Origin of the sequence: Flavobacterium sp. M31R6 (assembly GCF_013284035.1) — a bacterium.
GTDB lineage: Bacteria > Bacteroidota > Bacteroidia > Flavobacteriales > Flavobacteriaceae > Flavobacterium.
The window spans coordinates 2,300,763-2,312,676 of record NZ_CP054141.1; the positions used below are offsets into that span (position 1 = coordinate 2,300,763).

Annotated in this window: 9 protein-coding genes; 4 read left to right on the forward strand and 5 right to left on the reverse strand. The window is 37.5% G+C overall.

The annotated features are described in order from the left end of the window. Window positions 1-30: 30 nt before the first annotated feature. Both HQN62_RS09565 and dinB read right to left on the reverse strand, forming a co-directional pair. Window positions 31-3,084 carry a DNA polymerase III subunit alpha gene (locus HQN62_RS09565; protein ID WP_173504185.1) on the reverse strand — a complete coding sequence of 1,018 codons (3,054 nt, stop codon included), beginning with the start codon at window positions 3,082-3,084 and terminating at the stop codon, window positions 31-33. 43 nt (window positions 3,085-3,127) lie between these two features. Further along, the gene (gene dinB / locus HQN62_RS09570) at window positions 3,128-4,309 is read right to left on the reverse strand and encodes a DNA polymerase IV (protein WP_173504186.1); all 1,182 of its coding nucleotides are present in this window, start codon (window positions 4,307-4,309) and stop codon (window positions 3,128-3,130) included. An 87-nt stretch (window positions 4,310-4,396) separates the two neighbouring features. Between dinB and HQN62_RS09575 the strand changes: the two genes are divergently transcribed. Further along, on the forward strand, window positions 4,397-5,167 hold the full coding sequence (locus HQN62_RS09575; protein ID WP_116795456.1) for an XRE family transcriptional regulator: 771 nt from the start codon (window positions 4,397-4,399) through the stop codon (window positions 5,165-5,167). Window positions 5,168-5,554: 387 nt separating this feature from the next. Here the strand turns inward: HQN62_RS09575 and HQN62_RS09580 are convergent, their stop codons facing one another. Next, window positions 5,555-6,253 (reverse strand): DUF1826 domain-containing protein, encoded by a 699-nt coding sequence (locus tag HQN62_RS09580; protein ID WP_173504187.1) that lies wholly within the window; start codon window positions 6,251-6,253, stop codon window positions 5,555-5,557. A gap of 201 nt (window positions 6,254-6,454) precedes the next feature. Here HQN62_RS09580 and HQN62_RS09585 point away from each other — a divergent pair, with 201 nt between their 5' ends. After that, window positions 6,455-6,607: a hypothetical protein gene (locus tag HQN62_RS09585; protein ID WP_371811601.1), complete on the forward strand. Its 153-nt coding sequence runs from the start codon at window positions 6,455-6,457 to the stop codon at window positions 6,605-6,607. 162 nt (window positions 6,608-6,769) lie between these two features. On the opposite strand, the gene HQN62_RS09590 is transcribed toward HQN62_RS09585, so the two are convergent. Together HQN62_RS09590 and HQN62_RS09595 are read right to left on the reverse strand one after the other, a co-directional pair. Beyond that, window positions 6,770-7,582 carry a DUF6544 family protein gene (locus HQN62_RS09590; RefSeq protein WP_173504188.1) on the reverse strand — a complete coding sequence of 271 codons (813 nt, stop codon included), beginning with the start codon at window positions 7,580-7,582 and terminating at the stop codon, window positions 6,770-6,772. Window positions 7,583-8,286: 704 nt separating this feature from the next. Beyond that, window positions 8,287-8,817: a GNAT family N-acetyltransferase gene (locus HQN62_RS09595; RefSeq protein ID WP_173504189.1), complete on the reverse strand. Its 531-nt coding sequence runs from the start codon at window positions 8,815-8,817 to the stop codon at window positions 8,287-8,289. 1,182 nt (window positions 8,818-9,999) lie between these two features. On the opposite strand from HQN62_RS09595, the gene HQN62_RS09600 reads away from it, so the two are divergent. Then, window positions 10,000-10,611 carry a sigma-70 family RNA polymerase sigma factor gene (locus HQN62_RS09600; protein WP_173504190.1) on the forward strand — a complete coding sequence of 204 codons (612 nt, stop codon included), beginning with the start codon at window positions 10,000-10,002 and terminating at the stop codon, window positions 10,609-10,611. A 128-nt stretch (window positions 10,612-10,739) separates the two neighbouring features. Further along, window positions 10,740-11,909 carry a FecR family protein gene (locus tag HQN62_RS09605; RefSeq protein WP_173504191.1) on the forward strand — a complete coding sequence of 390 codons (1,170 nt, stop codon included), beginning with the start codon at window positions 10,740-10,742 and terminating at the stop codon, window positions 11,907-11,909. The last annotated feature ends 5 nt before the right edge of the window (window positions 11,910-11,914 follow it).

Here is an 11,914-nt window from a genome sequence, read left to right on the forward strand (position 1 = left end):
AAAAGTGAGCGTTTAGTTAATGAAATTAAATCAAGAAATCATTCTATGTCTAGGGAGATGTATCTCATGTTCCTGTGGATAAGGAGCACGATGGGTACTGCTGACATCTTCCTTGATTTGGCTTTGGGTTTTGAACTGGTCTTTGGAATCCATATATCTAGGATCGGGGATAAAGGGCATCTTGGCCATTTTGGTTATGGTAATAGTTGGGAAATGATAATCTACTTCTACTGTGCCCAGAAGGAGATAACAGCCACCTCCCAGAAAAGGATACTGAGTCAAACTGTCGGGAAAGTGTGCCGTATCAAAATAAGAACCTTCATGGTCAACCCAAGTTCCAAAATACATAGTTCCTCTTTTGGTGGGTACCTGTTTTCTGGAGATGAGATAGGCCAGCATTCGTACTTGTTTTTTATGACAGGAAAGAAGATCTTTGGCCATTATGTCGCCGCGTGACTTGGTCTGCAAAAGGTCAAAGGGAGTGCAGGAAACAGGGAAACTGAGTAGTTCAATTTCGTCAAAAGCGTCTTCAAACAGAGAACGCTCCAGCGTTGGGAGTTTGTATTCTTTAACAGGTTCTTGTATCAATAATAAGTTTCTGTTTTCGGGTTTGAAATTATTCAAGAGTAAACTGGCGATAACGAGCAACTGGTTTTTGGTTTTGCCAGTAAAGCGAAAAGCGCCTATAAAAATTAAGATTTTAATTCCTTCAATGCCCATTGGGATGCGATTGATGAAATCTTCCAGCGATTGAAAGTCACCATTTTTGTTCCGATCCGAGACTATGAAATGTGCCATTTTGGATTCCAAACTTTGTAGGTGCATAAATCCCAAATAGACATCAGTACCATAGAGCGTGGTTTCGTATTCGCTTTTGTTCACGCAAGGATTATGGATGGTGGCTCCTGCCATACGCGCTTCGTGCACATAGACTTCAGTTCTGTAAAATCCACCCTGATTGTTGATGACAGCCACCATAAACTCAATGGGGTAATAGACCTTAAGATACAGGCTTTGATAGCTTTCCACGGCATAGGAAGCAGAATGCGCCTTGCAGAATGAATAACCGGCAAAAGATTCAATCTGTCGGTAGATTTCCTCGCTAAGGGCAAGGGGATGTCCTTTTTGGGCACAGCAGGCGAAGAAATTGTCTTTGACTTTTTGAAGTGCTTCTTTAGAGCGTCCTTTGCCACTCATGGCACGACGGAGAATGTCTCCATCTGCTGCGGGAAGTCCACCGTAGTAGAGGGCAATTTTAATGACATCTTCCTGATAGACCATAATGCCATAGGTTTCCCCAAGCTGTTCTTTAAACACTTCGTGAAAGTATTCGAATCTGTCGGGATGGTTGTGACGAAAGATATACTCTTTCATCATTCCAGACTGTGCCACACCCGGACGAATAATTGATGAGGCAGCTACCAGTGTTTTATAATTATCACATTTCAGGCGTCGCAATAAACCTCGCATGGCCGGGCTTTCTATATAAAAGCAACCAATGGTTTTGCCTTGAGCCAAATAGTTATTGGCTAAAGCTTCATCTTTAGAGAGGGAAGTGTCGCGAATATTCACTCGGATTCCCCTGTTTTTTTCAATAAGTTTCACGCTGTCATCAATATGTCCAATGCCCCGTTGGCTCAGGATGTCGAATTTTTCGAAGCCGATGTCTTCGGCGATATGCATGTCAAAAAGCACAATAGGGAATCCCTTGGGAGGCATTTCCAACGGTGTATAATTGGTGATGGGGTCTTCGGAGATTATAATTCCGCAGGAATGCATACTACGCTGGTTTGGGTATTTCTCCAGCAACATACCGTATTCTTGTACCAATTTCACTATGCTGTTGCTGTCGTGCAACTTCATTGGATTCTTGGCGAGTCTATCGAGTTCTTCTTTGGGTAATCCAAAGACTTTACCCACTTCCCGAAAGATAGAACGGTATTTGAATTCAACATTCGTACCACAGAAGGCAACATGGTCGGCTCCGTATCGGTTAAAAATGTATTCTAAAATTACATTGCGTTCTTTCCAACTCCAGTCGATATCAAAATCGGGCGGGCTCTTACGATTCAGATTCAAAAAGCGTTCAAAGTACAAATCGAGTTCCAACGGGCAAATATCTGTAATCCCCAGGCAGTAGGCAATGATGCTGTTGGCCCCGCTACCACGACCGATGTGCATAAATCCACGGCTGTTGCTGTAGCGAATAATATCCCAAGTGATTAAAAAATAACCGCAGAACTGGAGTTGGTCAATTACTTTAAGTTCTTTTTCCACACGGGTTTTGGCCAAAGTATTGTCTTTACCATAACGCCACAAAAGTCCTTGATAGGCTAGGGTGGTTAACAGTGCCAGATCACTTTCCCGATTGGTGGTGTAGAACTTTTTATTTTTGGGGGTATTGAATTCAAATTCAAAATTGCACAAATCCATTACTGCTTGTGTATTGGAAATAATTTCGGGGTACTCCTCATAGGCCAATAAAAGGGATTCCAAGGGCAACATTACTTCGGAAGTCTTGCAATAATCCGACTCGGTAAGTTTGGACAGGATGTTGTTGGTATCTATGGCCCGCAGAATCTTATGCAGGTTGAATTCTCTTTTGGTTCTAAAAGTTACGGGCTGGAGGATGACCATTTTTGAAATTTTACTTTTCCATTCCAACAGAAATAGCTTCGGTAGTTCTTCCGGTCGAATTCCAATATACTCGTTCTCCCGAAGCGTAGCAGGAGCTTCCTCTAAGTAATAAATGATAAACACGTTATTGAATTTGGGAGCGCAAATAGGCAAGGACTCCCCACTGAAATTATGGGCAGTCAAAAAGCGGTTCATCTCGGCGAGTCCATTGGTATTTTTAGCCAAACCTATGTATCGCAATTGGTGATGACAACGAAATTCGATACCTACAATCGGTTTGATTCCCACGGCATCACATCCTTTTATAAAGTCATAAATTCCGGTTACGGTGTTAATATCCGTAAGTGCCATTGTTTTTACCCCACAAGCGACCGCCTGTCCAATGAGCTCTTTTAGAGGAATAGTGCCGTAACGCAAGGAATGGAAGGAGTGGCAGTTGAGGTACATTGTTTTTTGTTGTTTAATCGTGTAATTGTTTATTGTTTATTGTTTAGAGTTTACGTCTTAAAATTTCATCTTTGGTGTTGGGTTTAAAGGATGCGCCGGCACAACGCATTACGGCATCAAACCCATAACGGCTCTTCATTTTGTCCATGGCGGCATAAAGGGACAGCATTTCCTGTGTGTCTTCAAAGAGATTGATTTGGTAGGTACCTCTTACGAGTCCACTGAAACGGATGCCTATTAAACGAAGCCGCATTCGTCGATGGTATAGTTTATCGAAGAGATCGGTTACATTTCGGGTTAGGACGTGGTCTGCTGAGGTGTAGGCTATTTTGCATTGTTTGGTTTCGGTGTCAAAATTGGCATAACGTATTTTAACCACTATCGTTGAGGTTAGCCACTGTTCGGAACGGAGTTGGAAAGCCAGTTTTTCGACCATACCCATCAGCACCGATTTGAGTTTTATGATGTCAATCGTGTCCTGGGAAAAAGTATGCTCGGTAGAAATGGATTTTCGCTCCGTATAGGGTTCTACAGGAGTATTGTCAATGCCATTGGCTTTCTTCCATATTTCCAGACCATTTTTGCCAATCATGCGTTGGAGTACTTCGGCAGGCATTTCGGAGAGTGTCTGGATGGTGCGAATGCCAATTCGGGATAAAAGCTGAAAAGTCACATTGCCCACCATTGGTATCTTTTGGATGGACAGCGGATTTAAAAAGGCTTGTACATTATTCTCGGGAATTTCTAAATTCCCTCTGGGTTTGCCTTCACCCGTGGCTATTTTGGAAACCGTTTTATTGACAGACAAAGCGAAACTGATAGGCAATCCCGTTTCTTTAATTACCGATTGTGCTAGTTCATTCGTCCATTTATAGCTGCCATGAAAACGATCCATGCCTGTAATATCGAGATAGAACTCATCAATACTGGCTTTTTCCATTATGGGTGCTTTTTCCTGAATCACCTGGGTTACATCATGCGATAATTTGGAGTACAATTCCATATCGCCTTTGACAATCTTGGCCTGTGGGCAAAGCCGCATCGCCATGTTGATGGGCATAGCCGAGCGCACTCCAAAACGACGTGCCTCATAGGAGCAGGAAGCTACCACACCGCGATCTCCACCACCAATAATTAGTGGAATTCCCTCCAATTGAGAGTTTTCCAATCTTTCGCAGGATACAAAAAAGGTATCCAAATCCATGTGTACAATTGCCCGTATCATTTTCCTTTGTTTTTGTAGTGAACAAAATTAGTACAGGTTGTAACATTTTTTAATATATTTGCTGTTACAAATTGTAACAAAATTGCTATGTCCTTATTTTCAGACAATATCAGAACCCTTCGGGTAAAGCATAAGATATCGCAGGAGAAACTTGCCGAGAATCTTTGTATTACCAGGGGAAGGTATGTGAAATATGAAGATGGCACATCGGAGGCTCCCTATGATATTTTGAAGAAAATAGCGCATTATTACCACATCAGTATCGATTTGTTGTTGTCGGTAGATGTACGTAAAATTGACACGCAAGATTTACTGAAATTGGAGAATAATCGATTAGTGCTTCCGATTATGGTGGATAGGGAAGGAGAGAATTTTATTGAAGTGGTGACACAAAAGGTGAAGGCCGGTTATTTAAACGGTTATGCCGATCCCGAATATATTGAGAGTCTGCAGCAAATTTCACTCCCTTTTTTGGGTGCTGGCAAGCACAGAGGATTCCCCGTAGAGGGCGATTCCATGCCTCCACATGAGGATGGTTCCATCATTATTGGTCGTTACGTAGAATCACTGGGAGAGGTGCTTGATGGCAAGACCTATATATTCATCACTAAGAGTGAGGGGATGGTTTATAAGCGTCTCAACAAAAACAAAAAGAATGCACTTGTTTTGGAATCCGACAATCGGTTTTATCCTAACTATGAAGTTAAAGCTTCTGATATATTGGAGATATGGGAGTATGAATGCAATATTGGGCGAAGTGATATTAAGCCCAAGGTTTCTGAAGCTGTAAGTGTGGAAGAGATGTTTTTGGAATTAAAGCGTGAGATTTTTGAAGTGAAAGAAAGTATTAAGAAGTGATTTTTCTTTTAACTCACTTATTTTTTATTTTAAGTGGTGTTTACTGAATCTTCGATTTGCCTTGATGCAAAAGAAACAAAAGATCAAGTCTAAAATATTTTTGCACAAAAAATCATCGGACGGATTTCCTTATCGTGACCCCAGCCGTTCGTGCCGGGCACTCACTAGGGGGTCACTCCAGACGGCCAGCGCGCAAATCCTTACCGTGATTTTTAGTGCAAAAATATAAGGGCGGGAAGAGGACGTTTTTATGAGTTTATTTCTGTGGCCAACGCGCAAATCCTTACCATGATTTCAGGTGTAAAAATATAATGGAGGTAGAAAAGACGGTCACAGAATGCAATTCCGAGTATCGGGAATCAAAGAAGTTGATATAACGCCTGTTTTTTAGCAAATCAACAATAAACGGTATTCTCCTTCATTTTCTATTGGTGCTCTGTGAATACAAGGTAGCACCTGTTGTTTTGGATGATCCACCGCCAGACGCCAAAGATGTCCTAATCCTAAATTAATAGGCACTGCATGGGGTTGCGCCTGATAATGCAAATCAAAATAATTTTCCTTTAAAAAGTTTTCAAATTCCTCCGATGGGCCGTTATGCAGCTCTTTGAGCTTTTTTCGAATTTCAGGGATTAGAATTTTTTGGTCCGCTTGTTCATTAGAAATAATATCACTTGCCATACCGTGATAGGTACATAAAAAAGTATCCGTTGCAATGGGCGAACGATCAACATGATATGAATACACATCGGTGGATATGAAATCAAATTCATCATCCCGTTCGTAACATTTAAGTAAATTAAGAGAAGGGGAAGCTCCGAAATCGGCTAATAAGCGTAAATCATTTAAGATAATTTCCCTTGCTATATTTCCCTTTTCCGATAGTTGGAGTGCCAATAAATCTTTAGGATAAACTTCCGTTATATTTTCTTTTATTTGCAGTTGATTTACAATGGCTGCAAAATCGCCTTCCAAATTTCGGTACCAGCATAGGGCATTCATTTCTCCCTTAAAATCCGTATTTACAAGTTCAGAAAAAGTGGATACCATTCCAATTTGGCTGCTGTCAGAAAATGTATTGTTCATAGTTTGATATCAAGAAGCTAGTTACTTAATGCACTACAAAATTACGCAATTCCACCTTCAGGCTTATTGTACATCCTAAAATAACTATACAGGCTGTTAAATCAAATTGACATTATGAACAAAGTGAAATGGAATTTTGAACAAAGTGACTTGTATGTTGTCTCCTTAATTTTGCCTTATAACATTTAAATAAACACTAAAATGAGACAAAACAATTATCACGGAGCATTACAAAAACCTTTAGATTCTGGTTTTAACGCAACGTTAACAGCAAGTGATGTAATAAAAGGCATCAGCCTTAAAGGAAAAACAACAATCGTTACAGGAACATATCTCAAAATATTTGACCCCTGAAATCAAGCTTTCCTGCTATGATGACAAACTGTTTAAATCCGATTTGATGTTTGATGATCATATGCTTATTTGGTTTATTTCGGGTGAGACCAAAATCATACAGGCCGATGTCTCTTTTTGCTTTAATAATTCAACGACTCCCAATACCGTTTACTATTGAAGTTAGAATTTTTCAGGTCTGTCGTACTCCACTTCAGTGATATTGAATTTTGCATAACTGAAATCTCCTTTGTCCAATCGCCATATAACGTCAAAAGCTGTTGGTATAATTACGTTATTCCATTCTTTGTAATTTGCCGCTTTTATAACCCAGGTTTCTAAACTGTCTTCGCCCATATATCTTTTGGTTTCCATTTCCGTTATTTCGCCTATTTCATTAAACGTGATTTTGAAAAACAACGAAAGTCCGTTATACTCAAAAGTCAGTTTTGCTGTATTTGAATCTATCGGGAACCATTGTAATCTTTCACTGGGTAAAAAATTTGTCGGATATAAAACACTCTCTCCCAACCAGCGAAGCAGTTCGCCTTCATTGTATTTGTCCCCTTTTGCATCCACAACATTATACAGTGAAAAAAGCGTGGCAATCAGTCTGCCTTTGTCTGAAATATACATATCCCGGGCAACAAACATTGCGGTTGTGCCTTTCCAAATAAAGCCCGGCTTTTCTGTTGTTGCATATTGTTCCCCCGTTATGTTTATCCAACCTTTGTCAAGCCCTGTTTTGAATAGCCCATTGTGCTTTATTCTAGCATAACTGATGTAGGGTTGCCCTTCTTTTAGGATATGGTTAAAATAGCGTTGCACGGGTTCCGGTAAACTGTCCAATTGGGTTTTATGAAATGACTGGCCAGCTATTCTCTTGGATTGAGCAAAAAGTGCTTTTACTTCCCTGCTGAATTTTATGGACAAGTTTACTTTGCCAAGAATGAATAGGATCAGAATGAAGACTACTATAGATAAAGTGGTTGTCATAATTTTATTTTGTTTCATTATGTCTTCGGTGGTATAACCGAATTCTCATTGTACAAAAGTCCGTCTTTTACTTGTATAAAGTGTTACATCATTAAAAGTAAAAGTTATGCCACTCCCACATTTCTAAATTTATTTTTTCAATTCAAAATATTCTAAAAGCATTCACGGAAAAAGGTACCATCTTAAAAATCAAGAAAAAAACACAAAATAGCGAGACTTTGCCGAACTGAGGTCAGGAGACTTCTAAGAGCTGGGATGCTCGCTATGGCAAGCACGCAAATCCTTACCGTGTTTTCTGTTATAAAAATATTAGAGCTGGAAAGAAGACGTTTTCATCAGTTTATGCTGTTTTATTTTAAGAGCATTTTTTCTTTTCCCTTGATGGAAAAGAAACAAAAGATCAAGCCTGAATATTTTTAAACTAAAAATCATCGGACAGATTTCCTTATCGCGCCCCAACCGCTCCGCTAGGGGGGCACTCCCAGCGGCCAGCGCGCAAATCCTTACCATGATTTTTGGTATAAAAATATAAGGGCGGGGAAGAGGACGTTTTCATGAGTTTATTGTTAACTCTCTGTAAAAACAGGTGAACACGCGAGCGATAGCGAATAGACGAAGTAAATCATCCGAAGTACAAGACTAACTTTCCATTAGGGCAATTGCCTAAATCCGTTGTAGTAGTTGTTCTACGTTCGTTTTTCTATTTATTGTTCATTAATATTGATTCTGTAAATATTTACTAACATTCCATTATAATCAATTGTTTTGTCATTTTTCATTCCGTTTTTCTCGGCAACTTTTTCAGAATTAACATTTTCAATATTAATTATTGAAATTAAGCTTTCAGAAAATTTATTTGCAAAAGCAAACTCTTTACATTTTTCAGTCGATTCGGTTGCGAATCCTTTTTTTCTAAATGCTGGCAAAATTGAATATGCAATCTCTATTTCTTGCTTACCATCAATTTCTCTGACTATAAGTCCACTTTGACCAATAATTTTATTTGTCGATTTTTCTATTAATACGTTCGCTCCGCCCAAATCTTTTTTATATCTTTCAAATGTCATTTCAAACCAAAGTTTACATCTTTCTTTTGGTGTTTGAATTTTGTCCACTCCTAAAAACCTACAAACTTCAATATTTTCAAAGAATTCAACCCAAACATCAAAATCCTCAAGATTTAATAACCTAAATTTTAACCTTTCCGTTTCTTCTCCTACTAGTGTATATTTCATTCTGTAATTCTTATTTTATAATTGATAAAACTACAAATTTATTCCCCTTTGGATTAGTTTTCTTTTTTTTATTATGTTGGGGCAAAATGACGTTCTTGTACTGGAGCGGCTTTGGGATTAAATTAAGCCCTGTTTTCGGATTAGCCACCCGAGTCCCGATAATTATTGGGACGAATAGACGAAGTACCCGAGCGATAGCGAACAGGCGAAGCTAATCATTCGAAATATAAGACTAACTTTCCATTAAGTTTATTGTCCAAATCGGTTGTAGTAGGTGTTGTATGCAGGATTATTAGATTATTTTGTGTGATTTTATCATATCACACAAAATTAGGTTTGGAATAACATTCAGTTAGCTAGGTCAGGAGACCTCGAAGAGAGGTTCGGGTTATAAGTGTATTTTGATGAGAATGCCATCCTTCATATACTTTATGTTGATATTCAATTTCTATTTTATAGAAACGCATTCAGTTGTACTATATACATTTTTCGAATTTTCTAAGTATTTTTTTTTCTAAATTATACATTCTTTACCGTTTGAAATGAAATTGATGTTCAAGTATAAAACAGTTTGAACAAATCGATTTTTTGATTGGTTTAAAGCTAGACATCCGTTTTTGCTTTTGCTAAGGTGTAGCTTTTTTTACATAAAATACAAACGCTATTTGTGGGAATTAGTAAGTCAAGATTAAACCGTTAGATATCTGTTATTGTAAAGCGGGTATCTTCTTACCTTGCTGAAAATGATAGGTAAACGATTTCATATCTGCACAAAATAGCTCAAGAAAGGATTTTTTTTGCAAAAAAAAAGAGTAATTTTAAGCTTAAGCTTGATCATCTCAAATCCAAGTTTTGTTCATGATTTAATTTTATGCACACTTGTTATAACAGGCAAAATCTTTCTCGCAATAAACAATAAATTTAGTTATGAAGCGTATAAAAAAAATAGACGAGGATGACAATGTTTCGTTGTATAACGGGTAGTAAGAATAAATGAGACAAATTTTAAAAGGAGTCTATAACGGCATGCATAGTAAGAAACAGCTTTGTACTGATACAAGATTAGGGGGCAATATTGTGGAGTGTTATTAAGGGGGGCATTCTTTTATTTTTTTAAAGTTTAATATATTTAGTTATGTTTGCTTAACCAATAGTTAACCAACTAACCTCCAAAAACGTATTATGAAATCACCATTGCTCACTTCAGATGAGTCAGTTATTTTATTAGAATTAGCATCAGGGAACGAAATGGCTTATAATTATTTCGTAGAGAAATATTGGCAAAAAGTGTTGCAACAGGCTTTGAGTTTTGTAAAATCGTATCCTGTAGCCGAAGAACTTACCCAAGATATTTTTATACAAATTTGGCAAAAAAAAGAAAAGTTGTCCGAAATAAAAAGTTTTGACAATTACCTTTTCATCGTTAGCCGTAATTTAATTATCTCCCATATTCGTAAAAAATTGATCGAAACAGAATCCTTTAAAGGAGAAAAACTTCAGGAAATGTTTTTAAAACCGGACGAGCAATACGAATATAAGGAATTAGATAAAATCATAAATGAGGGAGCCAATCTTTTGACAGAACCAAGACGTACTATATTTTTATTGAGTCGTGTAGAAGGAAAAGATACGGATTTCATTAGTTCAGAACTTGGTCTGGCCAAAAGAACCATACGTTGGCACTTATTAGAGGCCTTAAACTTCCTTAGAATTTATCTTCACAGGCATTATGGTATCCGTTTGCTGATCCTTTTGGGTATAGGTCTGCGTTCTTTTATTTCTTCTTTTTTGTGATTTTTATTGAGCTCACAATATTTTTTTATTCTTTTTTTAGTTTTTTTATAATTTTCATTGCCACTTTGTTGAAGTATCCTCGTCTTTATATAAGAAGGACATTATCACAAGGCTTAAATCTTTTAGTTATGTATCAAAAAGAAGTGTTTAAAGAACTTATGTACCAGTTTGTTTTAGGGGAAATATCTCCTGAAGGGAAAGCACAGTTGTTAAAAATGATTGATGATCCTCAATATGCGGATGATTTGGATTATATCCTTCGCGAAAATTATGAAAGTATAGAACCTATTAGTGAGAGTTCGGAATCGACTCAGCATTTTATTGAAAAGCTTAGAGTGAAAATGAATGCTAATAATGAAATTGAAGAAGAAGCAGATTTTACTTTATTTAATTGGAAAAGATTAGTTGTTGCTGCGAGTGTCGTAGTTGTTCTTGGGCTTGGATATTTTAAATTTTCTCAAAAGGATACTATTGCTCCTGCTGTAGTTAATAATGAAAAAAATGTAATTCCTCCAGGAAGAACAGGTGCCATACTTACATTGGCAGATGGCTCTCAAATTGTTTTGGATAGTGTAGCCAATGGAGTTTTGGCCAATCAAAGTAATACAGCTGTTTCAAAAAAGGATGGAGAATTGGTTTATAAGGGAGAGAACAATGCTAAAGCCGTTACTAATATTATGACTACGCCGAGAGGGAGACAATATAAATTAGAATTGTCAGATGGTACAAAAGTTTGGCTTAATGCTTCTTCCTCAATTACATTTCCAACTTCTTTTGCCGCTAATGAAAGAAAGGTTTCTATAAAAGGAGAAGTTTATTTTGAGGTAGCCAAAGATAAAAGCAGACCTTTTACAGTAAGTGTTAAGGATGTTGAAGTAAAGGTGTTGGGAACTCATTTTAATATCAATAGTTATGATGATGAAAGTGAAATTAATACCACGCTTTTAGAAGGTAGTGTCTTGGTAGGTAAAACAGATAAAAAAGTACTTTTAAAACCTGGTCAGCAAGCCGAAATAAAAAATACTGGAGCTGTAGCTGTTAAGGACCTTGATAATTTTGATGAAGTGATGGCTTGGAAAAAAGGCATGTTTTATTTTAACAATGCAAGTTTAGAAACTGTTCTGCGTCAATTAAGCAGATGGTATGATGTAGATATTGTTTTCGAAAAAGGGGTTGTTTCCAGAAATTTTGAAGGTGAAATAAATCGTGATTTAGAACTATCACAAGTATTAAAAATTTTAGAGGGAAATAATATTCATTTTAAAATAGAAGGCAAAGTTTTGAGAGTAATGCCTTAAGAAAA

Excerpts from the sequence above, each read along its gene's own strand:
- HQN62_RS09580 (WP_173504187.1), bottom strand. The coding sequence starts at position 6,253 with ATGAACAATACATTTTCTGACAGCAGCCAAATTGGAATGGTATCCACT.
- HQN62_RS09590 (WP_173504188.1), bottom strand. The coding sequence starts at position 7,582 with ATGACAACCACTTTATCTATAGTAGTCTTCATTCTGATCCTATTCATT.
- HQN62_RS09575 (WP_116795456.1), top strand. The coding sequence starts at position 4,397 with ATGTCCTTATTTTCAGACAATATCAGAACCCTTCGGGTAAAGCATAAG.
- HQN62_RS09595 (WP_173504189.1), bottom strand. The coding sequence starts at position 8,817 with ATGAAATATACACTAGTAGGAGAAGAAACGGAAAGGTTAAAATTTAGG.
- HQN62_RS09585 (WP_371811601.1), top strand. The coding sequence starts at position 6,455 with ATGAGACAAAACAATTATCACGGAGCATTACAAAAACCTTTAGATTCT.
- HQN62_RS09605 (WP_173504191.1), top strand. The coding sequence starts at position 10,740 with ATGTATCAAAAAGAAGTGTTTAAAGAACTTATGTACCAGTTTGTTTTA.
- HQN62_RS09600 (WP_173504190.1), top strand. The coding sequence starts at position 10,000 with ATGAAATCACCATTGCTCACTTCAGATGAGTCAGTTATTTTATTAGAA.
- HQN62_RS09565 (WP_173504185.1), bottom strand. The coding sequence starts at position 3,084 with ATGTACCTCAACTGCCACTCCTTCCATTCCTTGCGTTACGGCACTATT.
- dinB (WP_173504186.1), bottom strand. The coding sequence starts at position 4,309 with ATGATACGGGCAATTGTACACATGGATTTGGATACCTTTTTTGTATCC.